23 protein-coding genes and 1 pseudogene are annotated in these 20,479 nt (G+C 65.0%); 14 read left to right on the top strand and 10 right to left on the bottom strand.

Annotated elements, in window-relative coordinates:
• Positions 1–1,189: HNH endonuclease (locus AC3ENO_RS01640; RefSeq protein WP_434968855.1), on the bottom strand; the 1,189-nt coding region annotated here is incomplete at its 3' end.
• 144 nt (positions 1,190–1,333) lie between these two features.
• On the opposite strand from AC3ENO_RS01640, the gene AC3ENO_RS01635 reads away from it, so the two are divergent.
• The 3 genes from AC3ENO_RS01635 (at position 1,334) to AC3ENO_RS01625 (ending at position 3,233) form a co-directional block, all read left to right on the top strand.
• Complete coding sequence (locus tag AC3ENO_RS01635; protein ID WP_434968854.1) at positions 1,334–2,191, top strand: Ltp family lipoprotein; 858 nt, start codon at positions 1,334–1,336, stop codon at positions 2,189–2,191.
• A 134-nt stretch (positions 2,192–2,325) separates the two neighbouring features.
• Positions 2,326–2,523 (top strand): hypothetical protein, encoded by a 198-nt coding sequence (locus tag AC3ENO_RS01630; RefSeq protein ID WP_434968853.1) that lies wholly within the window; start codon positions 2,326–2,328, stop codon positions 2,521–2,523.
• A gap of 113 nt (positions 2,524–2,636) precedes the next feature.
• Entirely contained in the window at positions 2,637–3,233 is a 597-nt protein-coding gene (locus tag AC3ENO_RS01625) for a hypothetical protein (RefSeq protein WP_434968852.1), read from the top strand.
• Positions 3,234–3,238: 5 nt separating this feature from the next.
• Here the strand turns inward: AC3ENO_RS01625 and AC3ENO_RS01620 are convergent, their stop codons facing one another.
• The 3 genes from AC3ENO_RS01620 to AC3ENO_RS01610 form a co-directional block, all read right to left on the bottom strand.
• The gene (locus AC3ENO_RS01620) at positions 3,239–3,784 is read right to left on the bottom strand and encodes a restriction endonuclease subunit S (protein ID WP_434968851.1); all 546 of its coding nucleotides are present in this window, start codon (positions 3,782–3,784) and stop codon (positions 3,239–3,241) included.
• A 71-nt stretch (positions 3,785–3,855) separates the two neighbouring features.
• A complete protein-coding gene (locus tag AC3ENO_RS01615; RefSeq protein WP_434968850.1) occupies positions 3,856–4,404 on the bottom strand; it encodes a restriction endonuclease subunit S in 549 nt (182 codons plus the stop codon).
• Positions 4,401–5,294, bottom strand: a complete 894-nt coding sequence (locus AC3ENO_RS01610) for an HsdM family class I SAM-dependent methyltransferase (RefSeq protein ID WP_434968849.1) — start codon at positions 5,292–5,294, stop codon at positions 4,401–4,403. Before AC3ENO_RS01610 ends, AC3ENO_RS01615 begins: the two co-directional genes overlap by 4 nt.
• A 60-nt stretch (positions 5,295–5,354) precedes the next feature.
• Between AC3ENO_RS01610 and AC3ENO_RS01605 the strand changes: the two genes are divergently transcribed.
• Genes AC3ENO_RS01605 through AC3ENO_RS01590 form a run of 4 tightly spaced genes read left to right on the top strand, consistent with a single transcriptional unit; the run spans position 5,355 to position 11,092 of the window.
• A complete protein-coding gene (locus tag AC3ENO_RS01605; protein WP_195692253.1) occupies positions 5,355–6,770 on the top strand; it encodes a tyrosine-type recombinase/integrase in 1,416 nt (471 codons plus the stop codon).
• Complete coding sequence (locus tag AC3ENO_RS01600) at positions 6,767–8,581, top strand: hypothetical protein (RefSeq protein WP_195692254.1); 1,815 nt, start codon at positions 6,767–6,769, stop codon at positions 8,579–8,581. Before AC3ENO_RS01605 ends, AC3ENO_RS01600 begins: the two co-directional genes overlap by 4 nt.
• Positions 8,578–10,683 (top strand): hypothetical protein, encoded by a 2,106-nt coding sequence (locus tag AC3ENO_RS01595; protein ID WP_195692255.1) that lies wholly within the window; start codon positions 8,578–8,580, stop codon positions 10,681–10,683. The genes AC3ENO_RS01600 and AC3ENO_RS01595 overlap by 4 nt, the downstream gene beginning before the upstream one ends.
• Entirely contained in the window at positions 10,676–11,092 is a 417-nt protein-coding gene (locus tag AC3ENO_RS01590) for a hypothetical protein (protein ID WP_195692256.1), read from the top strand. Before AC3ENO_RS01595 ends, AC3ENO_RS01590 begins: the two co-directional genes overlap by 8 nt.
• Positions 11,093–11,113: 21 nt before the next feature.
• Here AC3ENO_RS01590 and AC3ENO_RS01585 read toward each other — a convergent pair whose 3' ends face one another.
• A complete protein-coding gene (locus AC3ENO_RS01585) occupies positions 11,114–11,755 on the bottom strand; it encodes an NYN domain-containing protein (RefSeq protein ID WP_036295197.1) in 642 nt (213 codons plus the stop codon).
• Positions 11,756–11,968: 213 nt separating this feature from the next.
• Here AC3ENO_RS01585 and AC3ENO_RS01580 point away from each other — a divergent pair, with 213 nt between their 5' ends.
• The 6 genes and pseudogenes from AC3ENO_RS01580 to AC3ENO_RS01555 all read left to right on the top strand — a co-directional run.
• On the top strand, positions 11,969–12,250 hold the full coding sequence (locus tag AC3ENO_RS01580) for a helix-turn-helix domain-containing protein (RefSeq protein ID WP_036295200.1): 282 nt from the start codon (positions 11,969–11,971) through the stop codon (positions 12,248–12,250).
• Positions 12,251–12,322: 72 nt separating this feature from the next.
• On the top strand, positions 12,323–12,703 hold the full coding sequence (locus tag AC3ENO_RS01575; protein WP_195692257.1) for a hypothetical protein: 381 nt from the start codon (positions 12,323–12,325) through the stop codon (positions 12,701–12,703).
• Positions 12,704–12,750: 47 nt separating this feature from the next.
• Complete coding sequence (locus AC3ENO_RS01570) at positions 12,751–13,158, top strand: hypothetical protein (RefSeq protein WP_195692258.1); 408 nt, start codon at positions 12,751–12,753, stop codon at positions 13,156–13,158.
• Complete coding sequence (locus tag AC3ENO_RS01565) at positions 13,151–13,960, top strand: hypothetical protein (protein WP_195692259.1); 810 nt, start codon at positions 13,151–13,153, stop codon at positions 13,958–13,960. The genes AC3ENO_RS01570 and AC3ENO_RS01565 overlap by 8 nt, the downstream gene beginning before the upstream one ends.
• A 48-nt stretch (positions 13,961–14,008) precedes the next feature.
• Positions 14,009–14,191: a helix-turn-helix domain-containing protein gene (locus tag AC3ENO_RS01560; protein WP_036294314.1), complete on the top strand. Its 183-nt coding sequence runs from the start codon at positions 14,009–14,011 to the stop codon at positions 14,189–14,191.
• Positions 14,192–14,261: 70 nt separating this feature from the next.
• A pseudogene (locus tag AC3ENO_RS01555) lies at positions 14,262–15,146 on the top strand (DEAD/DEAH box helicase); the annotation flags it as partial.
• A 767-nt stretch (positions 15,147–15,913) separates the two neighbouring features.
• Here the strand turns inward: AC3ENO_RS01555 and AC3ENO_RS01550 are convergent.
• A complete protein-coding gene (locus AC3ENO_RS01550) occupies positions 15,914–16,921 on the bottom strand; it encodes a zinc-binding alcohol dehydrogenase family protein (RefSeq protein ID WP_434968848.1) in 1,008 nt (335 codons plus the stop codon).
• Positions 16,922–16,992: 71 nt separating this feature from the next.
• Here AC3ENO_RS01550 and AC3ENO_RS01545 point away from each other — a divergent pair, with 71 nt between their 5' ends.
• The gene (locus AC3ENO_RS01545) at positions 16,993–17,343 is read left to right on the top strand and encodes a winged helix-turn-helix transcriptional regulator (protein WP_024476679.1); all 351 of its coding nucleotides are present in this window, start codon (positions 16,993–16,995) and stop codon (positions 17,341–17,343) included.
• Between the two features lie 14 nt (positions 17,344–17,357).
• Here the strand turns inward: AC3ENO_RS01545 and AC3ENO_RS01540 are convergent, their stop codons facing one another.
• The 4 genes from AC3ENO_RS01540 to AC3ENO_RS01525 all read right to left on the bottom strand — a co-directional run bounded on the left by AC3ENO_RS01540 (position 17,358) and on the right by AC3ENO_RS01525 (position 20,342).
• Positions 17,358–17,480 carry a hypothetical protein gene (locus AC3ENO_RS01540; RefSeq protein ID WP_267189609.1) on the bottom strand — a complete coding sequence of 41 codons (123 nt, stop codon included), beginning with the start codon at positions 17,478–17,480 and terminating at the stop codon, positions 17,358–17,360.
• A gap of 900 nt (positions 17,481–18,380) precedes the next feature.
• On the bottom strand, positions 18,381–19,295 hold the full coding sequence (locus tag AC3ENO_RS01535) for an alpha/beta fold hydrolase (RefSeq protein ID WP_169080437.1): 915 nt from the start codon (positions 19,293–19,295) through the stop codon (positions 18,381–18,383).
• 16 nt (positions 19,296–19,311) lie between these two features.
• The gene (locus tag AC3ENO_RS01530; RefSeq protein ID WP_434968847.1) at positions 19,312–20,034 is read right to left on the bottom strand and encodes an alpha/beta fold hydrolase; all 723 of its coding nucleotides are present in this window, start codon (positions 20,032–20,034) and stop codon (positions 19,312–19,314) included.
• Between the two features lie 161 nt (positions 20,035–20,195).
• Positions 20,196–20,342, bottom strand: a complete 147-nt coding sequence (locus AC3ENO_RS01525; protein WP_488185752.1) for a hypothetical protein — start codon at positions 20,340–20,342, stop codon at positions 20,196–20,198.
• Positions 20,343–20,479: the final 137 nt, after the last annotated feature.

The following is a 20,479-nucleotide window of genomic DNA, read 5'->3' as shown; positions in this document are numbered from 1 at the left end:
TGTTGGTCACACTCGTTTCTCCGCCGTGTTCCCACGCGATCGTGTGGTCGATCTGACACTGCGAGGCCGGTTTCCCGCACCCCGGTCCCATGCACCGGTCAGCCCGCCACTTCACGAGCTTCGCGAGCTCCGGTGGCGGCCGATACCTTGTCCGCCCCACCGAGACGATGGCGCCGGTCTCGGGGTGGGTGAGTACCCGCATCCACCCCGACGCAGACCCAGCCAACTCCCGGGCCTTCTCGATGGGGATCGGACCGACCCCTTCCACCTCCGCCGGATCCGTGACCCCCTCCACGCCCAGCAAGGCCAGGGCGGGAACGGTCACAACCACGGTCGCGCGTATCCCCCGCGCCGCTTTCGGGTGCTGGGACACGGTCCCGTCGATCAGCAGGTCACAGAACACGTCAGCGCGGAGCTCGTCCAACGACCGCTCCCCCGACCCCTCAGGCGAACCGCCGCGTTCGGTACCGCGGTCATGGTCGCGGATCACCGTTGCCATCTGCGTGATCCGGCCGTGGATCGCGTGAGCTTCCACCGACGGGATCAATGCGTGCAACCACGACATCCCGTCCCCGACCTGCTCGATCACCACCCGACGCTCCCGTACCGCCGACCCATGCCGCTCGGCCAACGTCGGGGCCATCTCCCGGTCGATGAGGCGGCGCAGCGCCCGCCGGAACGACCCCACCGGCAGCGTCTCGGCCAATACTCGCGCCCGACTCTCCAACCCAGCCGCCACATCGGGGGCCAACACGTCAAGAGCGTCCACGAGAATCTCAACGTGCCGCTCCGTCACGTTCGCGCGGGAGAGCGAGTCGAGCACGGTCGGATACCGGTGCACCAGCGACTCCGCACGAGCAAGCAGCATCCCCGCCGCGGTCTCCGACACCCGCAACGCCGCCGCCAACTCCAACCGCAGCGACCGCATCACCAACTCCCGAGACCCACCCCCATACCGGGTCACATCATCCAGCGCCTCACGACGAAGAGCATCCACCCGAACAAACCGTTGCGCAGCGACCACCGCCGCCAGATCAGCGACCTCCACCACCAGACCCACAGCATCCGGTCGCGGTGGAACCCATCCCAGCTCACCGTCCGCCTCGAGCACGTCCCCCTCGCACACGAGCAGGTCAGCATCCGAGGCCCCGGGCCATTCGCCCGTCCCGCCGACACCAACTGCTTCCATACCCCGACACTACGAGGGGGGTCCGACATTGGCCCGGCCTGCGACGCTGACAATGTCGGAGGCCTGGTGTGTCCTGTCCTACTGGCCGCCGGCCGGTGGCGCGCGCCGGGGGGTGTGCGCCCACACGACCCGAAAGGTCTTCGCATGTCTGAGAACAGCAACACCACGCCGTCCGCGACTCCTGCGGGCTGGTACCCGCATCCGGGTTCCGAAGCCGCGCCCGGTTCCGAAATGTACTGGGATGGATCTGACTGGCGCACCGACATGGTGCGCCAGCCCGGAGCCTCGGGTACCGCAGCTGCCGGCCCCGTGAAGCGACCCTGGTACGCGCGCAAGGCGGTCATCATTCCCGTGGCGGTGGTCGCGGCGATCATCCTCATCGGAGGGGTCGGCAGTGCGCTCGGCGGCGGAAGCTCCTCGCGGGATGCGGCACCGCAGACCGTGCAGGACGACGCCACCTCTGAGGTGGCGGCGCAGCCCGAGCCCGAACCCGTGATGATCGTCGTGCCGAACGTCGTGGCGCAGTCCGGAGCGACCGCGCGCGCCACGCTCGAAGCACTCGGCCTGCGGGTCGCCGCGGAGGGCGATGAGACCATGCCCGTGATCGCCCAGGACGTCGCGGAAGGGACCACGGTCGAGGAGGGGTCGACCGTGACACTCACACTCGAAGCGAAGCCGCAGCTCACCCGCGGGCAGGAGAACGCCATCCGTTCCGCGCAGTCGTACCTCGACTTCACGGCCTTCTCGCGCGCGGGACTGTTCGATCAGCTCACGAGCGAGTACGGCGAGGGGTACGAGGGCGCCGATGCGGAGTTCGCCCTGGCCTATCTCGAGCAGAACGGTCTTGTCGACTGGAACGCCGAGGCGGTGGAGTCGGCGGAGTCATACCTGAGCTTCACCTCGTTCTCGCGCCAGGGCCTGTACGACCAGCTCACGAGCGAATACGGCGAGCAGTTCACCCCCGAGCAGGCAGAACACGCCCTTACGGCCGTGGGCTACTGAGCGCGGGCTGAGGAGGGGGCGGGGGTGCGCAGGGCTGACTGCCGCCCGCTCTCTCCTCAGCATCTGGGCCGGCGCTCCCAGAGTGTCAGCGGGTGGTGGTTTACTGTGGGGACGACACAGGAGAGAGGAATCCCATGGCTCCCGTCATTACTCTCACCAAGGACCGACTTATCGCACGCCAGAACGAACTCCTGGCGGAGCTGCGCCTCGACTCTTACGAGGCCTTCCGCGAGATGGCCCGTGAACGTCGTCTCACGGATCAGGGATGGGCCGTTCGCGATGAGCTGGACTCGATCGCCTATTTGCTCGGCGAAGACGAACTCACCGACTGACCGCCGTGCTGGGGCAGGCACAAGAGTTCGCCTCGAGGCTCGAACAGACGATTCGATCGGCCCTGCCCTGCGCCCCAACAGTTCGCGTTCAACAGTTCCCTGATACCGGGCGTGTGCGGATTTCGCCGGTCGATGCCTCGGATCCGGAAACCGCCGAGAGGCTGCCGCTCACCTGCGACGGCGAGACCCTCGCCTCCTGGACCTTCTACATGTTCGCCGAAGTCACCGACGACGGCTTCCTCAAGATCGATCGCTCGCGGGTAGCGCTCACGCCGGTATTCGAGAACGTCCCTGTGGCGCGTCTGGAGTTCGAGAACAGGGCAACGGGCGCCCCGACATCGCACTGGCAGTTCCATGCCGAACGCGGTGCGCTGTCGTTCATCCTTGCTCGCACACGGCGCGGAGGTAAGCGCGAGCGGGTCCCCATGTCGTTGGCCGATCTGCACTTCTCGAACGGCGGCAGACGATTCCGTCCTGGTCTAGAGGACTTCATCGAGTTCCTCATCCGCGAATGCGGCTTCGACAGCCGAGACGGATGGCGCACTGCGGTCGAAGACGGCCGCGAACTGGCGCGCAGGTTTCAAGTCCGCACGATCGCCCGCAACTACCCCGCAGAGGTCGCGGAGGTACTCAAGTCGCGCGGTTGGAAGGTCGAGCCTCCAGACAACTTCGACGGATGGGAATCAACCGAAAGACTGCGCGAGTACTGAACGGGTCACAGCTCGCCGCGAAACGCGCGGTGCTGGAGGGCCGCGAACAGTTCGTCGAGCTCCGTCGAACTGCTCTCAGCAGCGCGGATTGCGTTGCTCACGCTGTCAAGCTCCCGCACGATCTCATTCTGGACCGAGAGTGGTGCGAGACGCATTCTCAGCGATCGGACGCTCGTAGCGTTGAGAGTCTTCAGACCTGAGGTCGTATTGGCGACGCGACGGAAGTACTTTCGCGAGTCCGACGAATTGAGAACCAGTTCCGGAAAACGACCGAGAACTCTCTCCCCATTTGGTCGCAGACGGAACAAGTGGTTCTGGTGCGTGAGATCTGCTGAGGGGAGCGCGGTGACCAACGCGGCTCTGCCAACTTCATCAAGATTTCCGTGGCCTTCGACCACCAGCAAATCGCCGAGCCGGATGCGCGTCCGTTCGAGTTCAGCCCGTGACACGCCGAGCTCTTTGATCTCGGTCGTATCGATAGCACCTCGGAACACATTCGCGACTCTCAGGTACCCCGCCCGCTGCGGAAGCGTCGCCCGCCGAGCGTTCACGGTCAACCCACCCTGAAGCGAGGCAACCTCACCGAGCGAAACCGTCTCCCACCCTCGTGCGTCGCGTTGGGTTAGGACCCCCCGGGGAATGACGTGCAGCAGCCGAAGCGACTCACGTCGGGCCGAGCGGAGGGCATCGGCTCGTCGAGGATTGCGGCGATGCGGCGCTGCTCGGGGAGAGGCGGGAGGGGGATCTGTAGCCGGCGAAGAAAGTTGATCGGCACCCGCCTCTGCCCAGCGCTTCCAGTCATGCGCATTCCGCCGGCCGCACGCACCTCCGGAGTGCGCAGGAAGTGGTGCAAGAAACGACGATCGACCATCGCGTCGTTGGGCCTAACAACATGGAACTCCGTCGATCCCCAACCGACGTCGGTCTTGATTCTGACCTGACCAATCTTGCCGTTCTCGAAGCAAGGCGTGATCTTCGCCACCAGCAGATCAGCATTCCGGAATGGGGTGTACCCCGTCTTCAGGTCTTGCGAATCGACAATGATTCCCGAAGTCGTCCGCCCGTCTTCCCCCAGGTCTGTCATGCCGAGAAAGGTGCCCGTCTCTTCACCATAGGGCGTACGCGGGTTTAGCTCGGCGACATCCCCCAGCGGCACGGTCTCCCAACTCACGCGAGCATCTCCCGCAGGCGCTTGAGGCCGTCCTGAATCTCGACTTCGAGGGCGTCCAGCTCATCGAGAATCTCCACCGGGGAACGGTGCTCGACCTCCTCGATCTCGATCTCCTTGTAGCGATTGAGGCTGAGGTCGTAGCCGTTGTCGGCGATCTCTTGCTTCGGCACGAAGAAGCTCTGGTCGGTGCGCAACCGTGCAGCCTCGGCGTCCAGGTTCTGCCACCGGGCGAGCACATCGGGAAGGTCGTTCGCGTCGATGGGGGTGCGCTTGTCATCGAGGGTCATGCCGTCGGTGCGCACGTCGTAGAACCACACCCGGTCGGTGCCGCCCGACGAGGTCTTCGTGAACAGCAGGATGGCGGTCGAGACCCCGGTGTAGGGCTTGAAGGTGCCCGACGGAAGCTTGATCACGGCATCCAGTTTGTGGTCATCGATCAGCAGCTTGCGCACCGCCTTGTGGGCGTTGCTCGACCCGAACAGCACACCCTCGGGCACGATGACCGCGGCACGCCCGCCGTTGCGCAGCATTCGGATCATGAGCACCAGAAAGAGCAGCTCGGTCTTGCGGGTCTTCACGAGCTTCTGCAGGTCTTTCGACACCGTCTCTTGATCGAGCGAGCCGGCAAACGGCGGGTTGGCGAGCACGAGCGTGTAGCGATCGTCGCCCGGATGCCCCTCCGACAGCGAATCCGCGCGCTCGATCGTCGGGTTCTCGACGCCGTGCAGCAGCATGTTCATGCTCGCGATGCGGGCCATCGCGGCATCCGAGTCGTACCCCGTGAACATCGGGCCATGGAAGTGCGCGCGGGTGGCGGCATCCGCCCACATCTCGGGATGGTGCTCGCGCAGGTACTCCTCGGCGGCCACCAGGAAGCCGGCGGTGCCCACGGCGGTTATGTGTACGTTCGGTCAGTGTCTCAACGACCCACCCGACTGCACCCCCGGAGCATGATGTATCTGCGTTTCGTCGACCACCAACTCGCCCCCTCAACCGACTTCGACGCGCGCGCCAGCGACATCTACTCGCGCACCCGTTCGCTCCCCGAGGGGATGCCGATCCTTCTTGACGATCGGTGGCGGCCGGTTGAGCCGTGGTTGACGTACTTCCGGATCGTCGCAGCGTCGACAGACCCGGCGACGCTGCGCGCGTACGCATACGACGCCAGGCGGTTTGCGTCGTTCCTCGCCACGCGACAGACCGACGTGATCCATGCGTCGAGCGACGACATCGTCGCGTTCCGCGAATGGCGGCTGAGCGGCTCCGAGCGCCCGGTGTCGCCGGCGACGTGGCGACGCGACGTGGTCGTGATACGCGGGATCTATCAGCTGCTCACTCAGACCGGGCAGATCCAGCGCGAACCGTGGATCACCATCGGAAGGTCGTCGCCGCTCCGGATGCGTTGGAGGAGCGAGCCCGACATTCGGCCGCTGACGCAGGCGCAGTGGCGCACGTTCCTCGACGTCGGTCTCGGCGGACGAACCGCCGCGGGCGATCTGGACGAGAGTTGGCGGGGCACAACGAGCCTGCGTTCAAAGGCGGGCGCGCAGCTGGCCGTGACGACGGGGATGCGCCTCGGTGAGTTCTCCACACTGCTCGACGCTGAAGTCCCGCCGCCGACGGGCACCGGCATCTCCGTCTTGCTCGAGGCGTGCGCGAAGTACCAGAAGCGTCGACGCGTCCACGTCCCCCTCACGACGCTTCGGGCGGTCGATCTCTACCGGCAGACGGAGCGCCGAGCGGTCGTCCGCGCGTCAGCTGCCTCCCTCTGGCGACGCCGCTCCGAGCTGTTCGTCGTCGACGAGATCGACGTGTCGGCAGGCATCCTGCGAGGCCGGGTGAATGGGCGGCGATCGAGATGGCGGCTGCACCAGCTGCCTCCGCACCTGCGACGAATTGCCGTCATCGAGCGGGACCACGGGATGGAGGCGCTGGGGCTGTTCGTCGGTCGAGGCGGTTTGCCGATCAGCCGCAGGCAATGGCACGCGACGTTCGAGGCTGCAAGCGGGCGTGCTCTGAGGCTCGCTCAGGACGAGATGGGCGGTCGCCGTGCACGGATCACTCCGCACGATCTGCGCCACACTTTCGCTGTCGTGCTCCTGAAATCGCTGACCGATGTGGCGCTGGCCCGCGAGGCGGAGCGACGGGCAGGCAACGTGGGACCAGCCACGATCTCCGAGCACATCGCCATCAACCCGCGACTTACAGTGCAGCGGCTGCTGGGGCACTCGAACCCGGCGACGACCATGGTCTACCTGCGCTACATCGAGGACACCGATGCGCTCATCCAGGACGTATTCGAGAGCTGGAGCGACGAGGGCATGACATACGCGGACGCAGTCCTCGCTGATCGGAACGTCGCGTGACGAACATCGACCTCACCCCGCGGCAGATGCTGTTCGTTCTTCCGACCGCGAACGTCGATGGAACACTCGCCCCGCTCGACTTCGCACACCCCGTCCTTGCGGCTGAGCTCGCGGACGCGCTGATCGACATGCGTCGAGCCATGGGTCACACCGACGGCACCGCGTATCAGTACCGCCGGGCGCTGATGAGCCTTCTGCGCGGTCTACCTGACGCTTGCCCGCGAACTGTGAGTCTCGCAACGCCGGGACTCGCCCTCATCGACGCGTTGCACGCGTGGGAATCCGCGTTGGCCGGCAACTACCCGCCAGAGAGCGCGATCCCGTACAAGTACGGCAGACAGATCCGCGCTCTCGTCCGCGTCCACGCAGCGAACGGTCGTGACGTCAGCGACGCCACGCTCCGTTGGGCGCAGGCGCACGTGCTGCACCAGGGCGGCGACTCCACGCCGCTCGATGAGTTCTCGAACGCGGAGCGACTCGCGATTCGCAACGCCTGCCGCGCCCGAATCCGCGAATTGGAGGCTCGTCTGGCAGTCGGACGTCGGCTGCTCGCCAGCGCAGACGATCCCCGAAGCACAGGGTGGGAACGAAGCGCCGATGTCCTGTGGGGCATTCGCCATCTCGGACGACGTCCCGGAGCATCGATCGAGGCTGATGTCCTCCGCGCGTGCGCATCGGGTGTGCTCGACGACCTCCACGACGACTTCGCGCTCGAACAGTCACCGGTCCGCGCCAATGCCGGCCGGATCACGCGACGACTACTGACCCACCTCTATCCGTCCAGCGAGGACCTCGTTGCGTTTCGCACACTCCTGCAGTTGGAGAGTGGTGCGGCGCCGGAAGAGTGGTCGGACGTTCGACTCACAGACATCGAGCACACGACAGACTCGGTCCGCGTACGGCTCCACAAGGCGCGAGCCCACCGAACTCGAACCGTGCGATGCGCGATCACCGGGTCTCGCGATGGCACCGGGTGGAGAGCAGGGGATCTCATACTTCGCCTGATCGCTGTCACCGAGGCAGCTCGGGAGGAGGCAAAGGAGGTGGGCGGCTCCGACGCGGACGCCTTGTTCATCACCGTGCAGCGCACCGCGTCCAGGCATCTCGTCGCGCGCCAGGAGTCATTCTCGCGCCGCCCCTTCACGTCGCTTCTGATGGCGATCTCGCCCGAGATATCAAAGCCATACGATTCCCGCCGGCTACGCAAGACAGTGAAGAGTGTTCGTGCAGCAGTGCTCCGCAGCGCTGACGCCGCGGCGGGAGACGACCACAGCATCGCTGTCTACCAACGCCATTACGCGCAGTCGACAACCGTGCATGTTCTGGCCGGCAACGCAGTCAACGCGGCGCAGAGTCAGGTGTTCGATCGAGTACGAGGGCCGGTCTTCGTTCGTGCTGCGGCCAGCACCGTCGACGACGCAGCAGGCGACCTGGGTGCTGCCGCAGCCGCCGAGTTGGCCTCGAGCGCCACTGACCAGGGAATCAACGTGACTCAGTGCACGTCACCGTACGAATCGCCCTTCACGCCGGCGGGGCGGCTCTGCGAGCATCGGCCATCGATGTGCTTCGCGTGCCCGAACGCGATCGTGTTCGCAGATCACCTGCCGCGAGTCCTCGCGTACCGAGAGATTCTCCGCGGTCACGAGAACGAGATGCCCCCGGCCCAGTTCGCGGCGGTACACGGTCAGCAGTTGGTCAACGTCGAACGCATCCTCCACGAGTTCTCCCCGACGGAGATCGAGAACGCGCGGACGGCGTGCGAGACCGCCTCTGTCCATGTGCCGCTCACCCAGAGAGGAGTCCACCTGTGAGCGTCGATCGCGAGTACTCTGCCGAGCCGGTGTCGCTGTTCGCGAGCGACTACTGGGCGAGCGACACGGCGGTCATCTCAGATCGACACCTCGAACATGACTTCCCCATCCCCTTCTTCGGAGATGAGGATCGCTGGGACCTCAGCGCCCTGGGGTGGAACCCTGCTGCGGGCCGCCATTCCGCGGTGCTGTTGTTCGACTCGTTCATCGGTGAGTGGAACCTTCGTGCTCGCGAACTCGCAATGGCACTTCTCAACCCTGTGCATCCCGTGCTGCGCGGGCAGATGATCTATCTGCGAGCAACGCCCGCCCATGTGAAGACGATCCGTTCCAAGCTCGAGGGCCTGAAGCGGTTCGCCGCGTGGTACGCCGACAACCTCCCTGACACTCCACTCCGTGATCTCCATCAGTCGCACCTCGACGGCTTCCTCACTGAGGTCAAGACGATGGGGATCCCCTCCAGAACGCGACAAGCAGTCGATGCTGTTCGCGAACTGCACACCTACGCGGCAGTCCTCTCTGGCGGAGGCATCCCATTCCGTCCATGGGGAGATCTCCACACGATCGCGCTCAGCGGGCAGAAGTCCAGCGCCGAGCTGAGCACGCCGGTGATTCCACCGCAGGTGTGGTGGCCGCTCCTGCGGGCGTGTTGGCAGTACATCAACGTGTTCTCGCACGACATCTTTGCGGCCGCCGCGGAATGGTCGGCGCTCGACCGCCCCAAAGCCGAGCGCGTGAAGGTACGACACCCCGAGGACACGCTCGCGCGATGGATCGTAACGCCCGGAAATCGGGTGCCCCTGCATCGGATGACGTACGGCAGATTCCGCGAGGGCGAGATCCACTGGACACTTCTTTCCTTGCTCGTCTCCGATGGGCACAGCAAGCAGATGTTCTCCGAGTTGGACCGTCCTGACGTCCTCCGCCGACGTCAGGACATCGTCGACGCGATCGGCTCCGGCACGCTCGCGACCGCGCGCGGTGGGCTCGCCACAAAAGCGACGGCGATCGAACGCGCCGATGGATCCGTCGGTCCGTGGATCGACGGATTCGACCCGGCGACGATCCGAGTCCAACTGAAGCTCCTCCGCAACGCGTGCTACGTCTTCTGCGCGGCTCTCACGATGATGCGCGACTCGGAACTGCTGAGCATCAAGAAGGGAGCGCTCACCACTTCGTACGGGGCGCCCGCCGTCACCTCCCAGCTCCGGAAGGGTCGGCGTGGGACCCAGCGACGCAACTGGTGGATCATCGAACCCGTTGCGCAAGCAATCGCCGTCGCGGAACGACTTGCTCTCGGCGACGACGTCTTCAGCTCTGTTCGACGTGAACATCGAGCGCACGACGGAGCAGGTCGGTTCGATCGTCACAGCGAGCTGAAGCAGTTCATCTCTCAGCTCAATGGTCAATCCGCGGATGCCGGTCTCGAACCGATCCCCGCGTTCCAGCTTGCACCGCACATGTTCCGGCGGACGATGGCCGTGATCACCGCGCAACAGCCAGACGGCGAGATCGCCCTCGGCATCCAGCTCAAGCACGCAGCGCGACGCGCCGTCGCGAACGGCACGACCTCCGGGTACGCGAGCGAGACGCCGGAGTGGGCCGCGGAGTTCGAGCATGAGCTTCAGGAAGCTGTCGCGTCACGGTTGGTCGGCGCCTGGTCTTCTCACCAAGACCACGAGATGAGGCTCGCAGGCGCAGGCGCACAGCGCTTCCGAGACGAGCTCGAGAAGGTCGAGGCCGTCGCAAGCAACGAGGTCAAAGTCGGCGACGAGCGCACACTGCGCGCACTCCTGCGCGATCGCTTCAGCACGCTCCGATGGGGAACCGTCAACCACTGCCTCGGCATCCCTGAGCAGGCGGCGTGCTTGAAGGGGCTGCCCGCCGAAGCGGCCGCAGGAGGCGTCATGCCTAATCGCTGCCAACCCACCGCCTGCGGCAATTCCGTCGTCACCGAGGAGCACGCGCCGATCTGGATCGCGGAGGAACGCGACCTCGTCGCGAAGCTGCGCGACCGAAAGATGGCACCACACAATCGCGAACAACTCGAGACAGAACTTGAAGACGTTCGCCGTATCACGAGGAAGTTCACGGATGCCTGAGATCTCTGCCGCGACCGAACGCCGACTGCGCGACGCGATGGAGCGCCTGCTCACCGGCGCGGCGATCCGCACCGACGGACGCCTCATCAAGGAGAACCTCTATCGCGAAGCTGGCGTCAGCCGCGCCACCATGAACCGTGCGACTGCGGTCATGGATGAGTGGGCACGTCGCGTCGACGGGTCCCAGCCGCGAGATCGTGAGATCGAGTCGTTGCGAAGCTCGCTGGCCGATCGTGCAGCCCAGATCAAACAGCTCCGCGAGCGAGTGAGCAGCCTCGAAGCACAGCTGACGATCGCCGCGACCGCCATCGCCGAGCTGCACGTCGAGAACCAGTTGCTGCGTGGCGATGACCCGAGCCACAACGTCACTCCGATGAAGCGCCCGAACGCGGACTCACGCCGGGGATGACGGGCGCTGCTGCTGCTCGTGTCATCGCCACTTCGGAGGTCGGGTGTACGTGGTCGCGCCGACGGTGAAGCTCTCGGGCAGAAGAGCCTGGCGGATCTTGTCGCGACCGATCTGCGACGACGCGGGCATCAGCTGCTTGAGTTCGCTCGAGAACCGCTTGGGTGGGAAGGCGGCGCCGATGAACATGTGCGGGCGGAATTGTTTGGCCGCCCTGACCGCGGGCGCAAGATCGCTGTCGGCGCTGATGATCAGTGCCGAGTCCATCGCGTTCGCAGCGGCGTCGCCCACAAGAGCAACGGCGATGTTGACGTCGGTCTCCTTCTCCTCGTGCACCGTACGCGTTGCGCGACAGTTGAAGCACGTCACGGTCTTCGCTTGATATCGGCCCTGCGTGACGCTGAAGACGTTGGTGTGACGCGCAGCGACGGCTGCCTGATGGTAGGCCTGACGACTGGCCGCGCCCGCATCGCCCAGCACAGGTGCGGTGAAGTACTTCACCGCGACGATGTGGCTGCGTGGGCGCAGGCTCTGCGCGAGTGCGACGAAGTCGATCCAGAGCGTCGAGCGTCCGAACTTGTCGTGCATGCCGTGATAGAAGTTGAAGCCGTCGATGTAGACGATGAGGCGCTCGTGCGGCGGTCCAGGAACGGGTGAGGCTGACAACAGACGACTCCAAATCGGTGCACGAGGTGATCACCTTCCTACCAGCGATCGTGTGTATAGTGTGGATACACCCCGCCCGGTTGTTCATCCCAACCGTGGCCCGACGCCCTCCCTCGTGGAGGGCGTCTTTGTGTCCGAGCCGGGTTGTCGAGCCATCGAGATTGCCATACAGATTAGGCCTTACTGCAGAGGCCTACTCGTGACGCTTGATGGGTGCCTTCCCCCGCGACCTCGCCTGATGCGTGGGACCACTACGCTCGCGAGCTCGGCCAGAACATCCAGCGGGAACGAGCGCGTGTCGGATACAGCCAGGACCGTGTGGCGTACGAGTCCAACCTGAGCCGCTACACGTACCAGAAGCTCGAGAAGGGTGAGTCGAAGCCCGGAACTCCCGCGAATCCGACCGTCAAGACTCTGCTGGCGGTAGCTCAGGTGCTCGACGTTCAGCTCACCGACCTCTTGCCCAGCGTGACGCCCGACCTCACGATCCGCTGAGGCACTTCGGCGTTGCGGGTGACAGCCCGCGACTACCAGGAGAGGCCTAATCTGTATGGCATTCTGCACTGTATGGGCGCTGCGGAACTCAACCAGGAGTCGTTCGTCATGGCGGTGGAAGATCCCTACCTCACCGCCCTGATCGGAACGATCGAGGAGCCCGCCGGATCCAGCACCGCAGCCCAAGCCGGCAGGCTGACGATCGCATGGTGGGACACACATGGCACTGGGCCGTCGTGCGCCGAACTCTTGAACGCGATGTTCACGAGCATCGCGTGGGACGACGTCATCGAAGACCCGGGACGGACACTCCTCGAACGCCGTGAACAGACCGAGCTCATCCAGCGCTGGCTGATCAGCTACTGGACCCGACTGGGCGCGATCGCCTTCATCCCCGGACACGACGACGTCGTACGGCCGGGACGAATCTATCCCGAGCCGGAGACTGACTGATCCATCACCGCCTGATAGGTTGGCCGGTTCTACGTCGAGGAGGAAGCATGCGCGAGATCTCAATCGCAGGCCGTACGGTCACGGTCTCGCTCGTCGCGACCACGCACGGCGAGGATGGCGATATCCAGCGCTACCTCGTCGAGGTGTCGGGCTCGGACGCCGCGACCCACCTCTCGATTCTCCGCATGACCAGCGCAGTCGATGCACGCGCAATGGCGTCGGCGATCGAGACCGAGCTCCTGCTCGACTATCCGGGCAGTCGTGACGACGGAGTCCTCCGCGATCCGAGCGTTCGCGCCTGGCGCGACGAGCATCGGACCGCAATCGAGGCCGCTCTCGGTCAGCTGCGTGACGAGATCGCTGGGATGCCGCCGGAGCCGGTCAGCGACCTCGAACGAACGCTGCTTCGCGCCTTCGAGATGGATCCCGACGCCCCGGATCCTGGCGATGCGTGAGTACCCCTGGTTCGACTTCGACCAAGTCGACTTCGTGACCTCTGACACCCACTTCAGTCATGCCCGCATCAGCGAGCTCGCCGACCGTCCCTTCTCAACCGTCGCGGAGATGGATGCCGCGCTGATTGGCCGGTGGAACGACGTTGTCGCTCCTGACTCCGTCGTGCTGCACCTGGGAGATCTCGCGCTCGGAGCGATCGCTGAATCCCTTCCGCTCACCGCACACCTGCACGGACGCCGACTCCTCGTCCCCGGCAACCACGATCGTGTCTCGCCCGCGACGCAGTCGAAACGGGCGATCGAGCGATTCCTGCCCATGTACGAAGCGGCGGGCTGGGAGATCCTCCCAGAGGTCGTCGAGGGCACCCGCCGCGGGTACCGGATCATCGCTTCGCACTACCCCTACGCCGGCGACAGCCAGGAACAGGATCGACACACTTCGCATCGCCCGCGCTGGGACGACGGCATCCCGCTCATCCACGGGCACACCCACGCACGGGACCATGGCCCGAATGGGCATCAGTTCCACGTCGGCGTCGACGCCCACGACTTCTCACCAGTCCCGTTCAGCGTGATCGACGGCTGGATCCTGAGCCTGCCGGGAATCGAGACTCGGCTGCAGACAGCGGTCCGCGAGGCTCGAGAGGTCCTCGCCGACCTGGACGATACGCCCCCACTCAACATGGACTTGATGTTCTTCATGCAGGCGTACGACGAAATTCACATGCACCTCGAAGAGCTGCTGGCGGCCGTTGACGAAGTCGGGCACCTTAATGGCGACGAGGGCAAGGGGTCCCGATAGGATCGGCCATACCCGGATAAATCCGGTTCAATCCGCATGGGGGCGTGAATGTCCGAGCCGTGGCTCTCTGCCGACGACATCGCTGAGCACTTGGGCGTGACCAAGGACACGATCTACGCCTGGATCTCCGACAAGGGGATGCCGGCGCACAAGGTCGGGCGTCTGTGGAAGTTCCAGGCGAGCGAGGTCGACGACTGGGTACGCAGAGGGGACGCAGGATCTCCGGACTGACCCAGTCGGCCGCGATGTCGGCGGCACGACGTATCCTGATCGACTTGCCATTTTCCAGGGGAGGAACCACGTGGACGCACCTGCGGTGACGCTGGCATCGCTGCGCGCCGGGCAACGCCTGCGCGGTGTCCTGCCCGGGCAGCCGGTGACACTCGTCGGCGTGACACCGCTGGACGACGCGCTCGTCGAGATCTTCTTCCGCGATGACTCGGGTCGGACCGGCGAACGCACCATCACCGAGCTCGATGCCGGCAAGCTCGAACTAGTCACGGAGCTGGGTAACGCGCCCGCGTTCGACGGCGACCCTGATGAGTTCCGCCTCGCGGCCGAGGCGCTCCGCATCAAGTACGCCGCGCTCTACGACCCGATGGCGGCGGTGAATAGCTCGGACGTCGATCCGTTGCCGCATCAGATCCGCGCAGTGTACGAGGAACTCCTCCCGCGAATCCCGCTGCGGTTCCTCCTCGCTGATGACCCCGGCGCGGGCAAGACGATCATGGCCGGCCTCTACCTCAAGGAGCTCATCCTCCGCGCCGACTGCGAACGAGCGCTCATCGTCGCGCCCGGCGGCCTCGTGGAGCAGTGGCGGGAAGAGCTGTCGCAGAAATTCGACCTCTCGTTCGAGATCTTCAACCGTCAGATGGTCGACGACGCGCAGGGCCGCAATGTGTTCGACGAGCACCCGTTCCTCATCGCACGGATGGACCAACTCTCCCGCAGCGATGACCTGATCGAGCAGCTCTCCGACGTCACCTGGGACGCTGTCGTCGTCGATGAGGCGCATCGCATGTCCGCGCACTACTCGTCATGGGCGGGTCAAGTCGACGAGACGAAGCGGTTCCGGCTGGGGCGGCTGCTCGCCGAGACCGCGCACAACTTCCTCCTCATGACCGCGACCCCGCACGCAGGCAAGGAAGAAGACTTCCAGCTGTTCATGTCCTTGCTGGACCGCGACCGGTTCGAGGGCCAGTTCCGCGCCGGCGTGCACCGCACTGACACGCGCGGCCTGATGCGGCGCATGGTGAAGGAAGAGCTCCTCACCTTCGAGGGCAAGCCTCTGTTCCCCGAGCGTCGCGCGTACACGGTCGAGTACGAGCTGAGCGACCCCGAGCGTGAGCTATATGAGCTGGTGACCGGCTACGTGCGCACCGAGATGGGTCGTGCGGAACGGCTCGCGCAGGCGGGCGACAAGAAGCGCGGCAACAACGTGGGGTTCGCGCTCACCGTGCTGCAGCGACGCCTCGCCTCAAGTCCGGAGGCGATCCTCCGATCGCTCGAGCGACGCCAAGTGCGACTCGAGACCCGTCTGCGGGAATGGCAGCGCGCGACCGACGAGGCCCGCTACAGCACCTCCATGACTGCGTCTATTGACGAGTGGTCAACCGGCCGCGTCGCACTCGACTTCGAGGACGCCTCCGCTTCGGCGCCAAGCTTCAACCCCGACGAGTTCGATGACCTCGATGAAGAAATCTCCGAAGAAGAACGAGCACAGTTCGAGGCCCGTGTCGACCAGGTGGTCGACCTTGCCACTGCGGCCGAGTCGATCGGTGAACTCCGCGCTGAGATCGCGATCCTCGAAGACCTCATCCGCGTCGCGCGCCGCGTCCGGTTGCTGGATGACGACAAGAAGTGGGTGGAGCTGCGCACGATCCTCGACGACCAGCTAGCCGAGGTTCTGCAAACGCACTCGCCTGTGAACATGCGCGTGCGCGCGGTTTCAGTCTACTCCCATCTGTGGACGGTGACCTTGCCGACTGTGCGGCCGTTCTCGACCAACTCGTGCGCCTCGCGGAGTGTGGTCGGTGAGATCGGCGCGAGTGTCGTTGTGGCCGTGGTGCGGATGCGGCCCTGATCTACAAGGTCAGCGACAGTGTTCAGGAGCTGGTGCTGTTCAATCATGTCCGGGGTCTGCCTGAGCGGGCGGGTGAACATCAGTTCCCAGTGCCAAGCGATGCTCTTGCCCTTGAGCGGGAACACGTCGCGCGGACCGTCGTCAATGGCGACAATATGCCCGAACGCTCGAACGATCCGCGCATAGGTTTCGATCTGCCCCGCGGAATGCGCGGTGAACAGCCAGTCCACGCCATCCTGCGCGACGGCGAGCACCTGCTCAGCCAGGTCGTCGCGGTGGTTCACCACATGCTCCGCGCCCAGGTTGCGCACCCAGGCGGAGCGTTCATCGTCGGAGGCGGTGGCGATCACGGTGACGTTCGGCAGGAGCGCGTCGGCCAGTGCCAGCATGATCGATCCGACTCCGCCGGTCGCGCCGATCACCAGCAGGGTGCCGGTCGAGTCCTCGGTAAGGGCGAGCCGCTCGAACAGGGTCTCCCAGGCGGTGATCGCCGTCAGCGGCAGCGCAGCAGCGTCGGCAAACGACAGCACCTGCGGCTTGCGCCCCGTAATCCGCTCATCCACAACATGCAGGCGCTGGTTCGTACCTGGCCGGTCGATGCTGCCCGCGTAGTACACCTCGTCACCCGGAGCGAACAGCGTCACCGCTGAGCCGACGTCGCGCACCGTACCGGCGGCGTCGAAGCCGAGCACCTTGAACCCGTTCGCAGGAGCGCCTTCCCGCAGTTTCACATCGACCGGGTTCACCGAGACCGCCTCGACCTCGACCAACAAGTCATGCGGTCCAAGTTCGGGCACCTCGACCTCGCGGGCGGTCAGCGCCTCGGGGTCGGTGGCGGGGAGGTTCTTCTCGTATCCGATCGCAGTCGTAGCCGTCATGCCAATTATGGTTCCCCAGACCTACTGGTTACCGTCAAGGCAACCTAGTACCCATCGGATACCATGAACGTATGAGTCAGACCGTGGATGAGTGCGACCGGAACGACGTGTACGCGGCCATGTGTCCGTGCCGCGACATGCTCGACCTGCTCGCCAACAAGTGGAGCGCCCTGGCCATCGGTGCGCTCGAAGACGGGCCGCAACGCAACGGGCAACTCAAACGACGCTTGGAAGGCGTCAGCCCCAAGGTGCTGTCCCAGACCCTCAAGCGTCTCGAAGACCACGGCCTGCTCACTCGCACCGTCTACCCCGAGGTTCCCGCTCGCGTGGAGTACGAACTTACTGACCTCGGACACAGCGCAGCCGCCCCGTTGAAGCATCTGCGCGACTGGGTTGAACACAACGTCGGAACCGACCAGTAGCGACCCCCTCGGCGCTACATCGAGCCAGGAGTCCCGGCCTCCGCGTAATACCGCGTCAACACAGACGAGGCGTCGCGGTCGCCGTCACCGGACACGACAGAGTTCAGCAGGTACCGGTACCCGTCACCGGTCGTCATCACCCTAATTGATAACGTCACACCTAGAAGGTGCGAAGTAACCGACGCGCGAGCACAGGAGCGCTTCTGTCATTTCGAAGGCGAGACTTCGCGCGATTGGGATTCGCCGGGCCATCCTTCTTCTCTTTCGTCGAACGTCACCGCAACACCGTGTCGCTGGGGTTCGTGAAATCTTCTTCCGGAAGCGAAACCCAGGTACTGCGCCATGAGGAACTCGCCGCAGCGATGCACAGGCGTTCGACAGTTCGGTCGCACGAACCGATCGTTTGTTAACGGACGGCACTGTACGTCGATCGAAAGTCGCGCCGACACCCCCTGCGAATTCGCGTCGCGGGATAGTTTGCCAGGATCCGGCGATCAGCGTGGTGCGCATCAAGGAGGTGCGCAGCGGCCTCAGCACGAGGAGCCTGCCCGCGAGGCCGACCACCCCGCCCCTAGGAACGGTAGGAGTGCGACGTCGGGGCGAGCTGGGGGCCACCCCCCGAGACCGAAAGTAGCACCGCAGCGACGATAAGCGCCACGCCAACCAGGGTGGTCGTCAGCTCCCCGACCAACGAACCGATCCATCCGCGTTCCTGGAGGTCTCGGAACATCCTTATGCTCAGCCCGAACGTTCCGTTCGAGCTGCGAACCGATCGTCTCGATGCGTCGTGGCAGACGCCTCAGCTGTCCACCGATGACCTGGAGTTGCACGCGGCCGTCGGCGAACATCTCCCTTGAGTCCATCGCCAGACGTATGAAATGAGGAGTTCGAGCAAGGGCCCGATCGACCAAGTCGTAGTCGGCAACGAGCTGGCACAGCGTTCCCTCGAGTGACACGAAGGAAACGACTGGCGTTCTCCTCCGCTGTTGGGGACGTCGGGTCGGCTGAAATAATGGCCGGGACGATACGGTGGCGAGTCAGAGCGCCGTGATCCACCGCGCGATCTCGTCAGCGATCTCGTCGCTATTGTCTTCGACCATCAGCATGTGGCCGTTCCCAGCGAGAAGAGGCAGTTCGGACGACCAGAAGGTGACGGCGGCGCCCTGATCGGTGAGCCAGGCCACGATGTCCTGATCCAGCTGCGAGGGGTGGTCGGTATCGGCTCCACCCGTGAAGACGAGAATCGGCTTGTTCGTGAACGCGTCGGTCGGCCCGATCCTCATTTGGCTCCCACCGATGTTCTGACGCTGATAAAGCATCCGGGCCGGGATCGGCCGAAGGGTGCGGCGGAACACCTCGATGCACTCGCGGGGGAACCGCCGGCTGGGTCCGATGGCCTTGTCGTTCACGAAGGCGCTTGTGGGTTCCCAGAAACCCATCTTCGGGATGGTCCAGTCGATGGCCGCTCCACGGATGGAGACCTCCTGGTCGGACTCCCTCACGATCTCGGGCACCGCCTGTATATTTCCAGGCGGGCCCGGAGCGACGGCTACGAGCCCGTCGATGAGATCGCCATGCGTCTCTAGGAGGCGGAAGCCAATCGGACCTGCCATCGAGTGCACGACCAGCACGACGTTCCGGCCGAGACCAGAGAGGAACACGCCCATCCCTCGGCACACGCTCTCATAGTCCAGCCGCGCAGACGCCGCACGATCATCGACGTGTTGGGCCGCCTCATAGGACAACCCCAGCCAGTCCACCACCAGCACACCGTAGCCAAGCGATACGAATCGTGCCGCCCAGCCCTGTCGGCCGTCGGGCGTCTCGAGATAGTACTCGTTCGAGGCACCACCCCCGTGCACGAGGACGATCCACCGAGCAGGCGCACCCGACGGCGCCAGTTCGGTGTACGAGATCGGCGCGACGTCGTCTGGGCGTGAAATCGAATCCATAGCTTCCCCAGGCCTGTTAGGCAATGACGGCGTCGAGGGCCCGTGCGAGCCTCTCCGGATGCGTGAGCATCACCAAATGGCTTCCGTCGATCTCGATCGTGCGCGGACTATCAAGCCGCCCGGCCGCGGCCTGGTAGATCTCAGCGGGAACGGTCTGGTCCTGAGCGAGGAACACATAACTTGACGGGATGCTGCTCGCCCAGAACCGGTCGAGGCGGATCGGCTCATTGGACCAGCCTGCCGGCGTTGGGACGAGCCTCGGCTCGAGCGCGGCGAGCTGCTGCTGCTCGAACGGGGACATGTCCTGCATAGTCGCGGCCCAGAGCTCAGGCGGCATGACGATGGTGTTGTCGTCGGACTGACTCGCAAGCGCCTTCATCGCTGCGACCAACGGATCGGGGAGCACGTCGTTAATGCTCTCGCCGTCGCGCAGCACCCAGGCGTCGACGAAGACGACCCGGCCGATGCGCTCGGGCATCGCCTCAGCGACGAGTTGGATGAGCGGACCTCCGCCGCTATGACCGACGAGCACGATGTCGAGCTGGGTGAGCTCTCTTACCTGATCGATCAGATCGCGCGCCATCATGCTCATCGTGACGCCGGAGCGGTCCACGTCACCGTCTTCGAGACCGCGCAGCGTCGGCGCGATCACCTCGTGCCCCATTCTGCGCAATTCGTCGGCGACGCCGTCCCACGCCCAGCCGCCTACCCATCCGCCGTGCACCAGTACGATCTGCATTGATCATCCTCTTCGCATATTTATCTGCTGAGCAGAACTTGTTCCTAACTAGAAGACACAATAGCTTGCGCGGCGCCAACAGTCAAGCATGGCTCGAGCTCTCTTCAGAACGCGCCGAACGACCCCTGCACCAGGTCGCAGGGGAAAGAGACGACGAGCCTTCAGGAGGTCAGGTCGGCCAGACGTACGGCTGCCTCATCGAGGAGTGCGACGAGGGTCTTCACCTTGCGGGGAGGCAAGCGGAACACCGGGGCAGATGCGTTGATCGCCAACCGCAGCCCGCTCGCCGAGGGAACGGCCACGGCCACCGAGGCCACGCCCTCCTCGCTCTCCTCCCGGTTCGTTGCATAGCCCCTGCTTCGCGACAAGATCCAGTTGTGCGAGGAGCTCGGTCTTGGCTCCCTTGCGATTGAAGCCAGCCTCGCCACCGTACGCCTCTTCGTGG

It is taken from the genome of Microbacterium sp. bgisy207, from assembly GCF_057706855.1.
The sequence above is the reverse complement of the archived record's forward strand: the minus strand, read 5'-3'. Positions and strand labels throughout refer to the sequence as shown.

What these genes read in the sequence shown, in the direction of transcription:
- AC3ENO_RS01635 (WP_434968854.1), top strand. Translation starts at nt 1,334, where the DNA reads ATGTCTGAGAACAGCAACACCACGCCGTCCGCGACTCCTGCGGGCTGG.
- AC3ENO_RS01630 (WP_434968853.1), top strand. Translation starts at nt 2,326, where the DNA reads ATGGCTCCCGTCATTACTCTCACCAAGGACCGACTTATCGCACGCCAG.
- AC3ENO_RS01605 (WP_195692253.1), top strand. Translation starts at nt 5,355, where the DNA reads ATGATGTATCTGCGTTTCGTCGACCACCAACTCGCCCCCTCAACCGAC.
- AC3ENO_RS01590 (WP_195692256.1), top strand. Translation starts at nt 10,676, where the DNA reads ATGCCTGAGATCTCTGCCGCGACCGAACGCCGACTGCGCGACGCGATG.
- AC3ENO_RS01575 (WP_195692257.1), top strand. Translation starts at nt 12,323, where the DNA reads ATGGGCGCTGCGGAACTCAACCAGGAGTCGTTCGTCATGGCGGTGGAA.
- AC3ENO_RS01570 (WP_195692258.1), top strand. Translation starts at nt 12,751, where the DNA reads ATGCGCGAGATCTCAATCGCAGGCCGTACGGTCACGGTCTCGCTCGTC.
- AC3ENO_RS01565 (WP_195692259.1), top strand. Translation starts at nt 13,151, where the DNA reads ATGCGTGAGTACCCCTGGTTCGACTTCGACCAAGTCGACTTCGTGACC.
- AC3ENO_RS01560 (WP_036294314.1), top strand. Translation starts at nt 14,009, where the DNA reads ATGTCCGAGCCGTGGCTCTCTGCCGACGACATCGCTGAGCACTTGGGC.
- AC3ENO_RS01550 (WP_434968848.1), bottom strand. Translation starts at nt 16,921, where the DNA reads ATGACGGCTACGACTGCGATCGGATACGAGAAGAACCTCCCCGCCACC.
- AC3ENO_RS01545 (WP_024476679.1), top strand. Translation starts at nt 16,993, where the DNA reads ATGAGTCAGACCGTGGATGAGTGCGACCGGAACGACGTGTACGCGGCC.
- AC3ENO_RS01540 (WP_267189609.1), bottom strand. Translation starts at nt 17,480, where the DNA reads ATGACGACCGGTGACGGGTACCGGTACCTGCTGAACTCTGTCGTGTCC.
- AC3ENO_RS01535 (WP_169080437.1), bottom strand. Translation starts at nt 19,295, where the DNA reads ATGGATTCGATTTCACGCCCAGACGACGTCGCGCCGATCTCGTACACC.
- AC3ENO_RS01530 (WP_434968847.1), bottom strand. Translation starts at nt 20,034, where the DNA reads ATGCAGATCGTACTGGTGCACGGCGGATGGGTAGGCGGCTGGGCGTGG.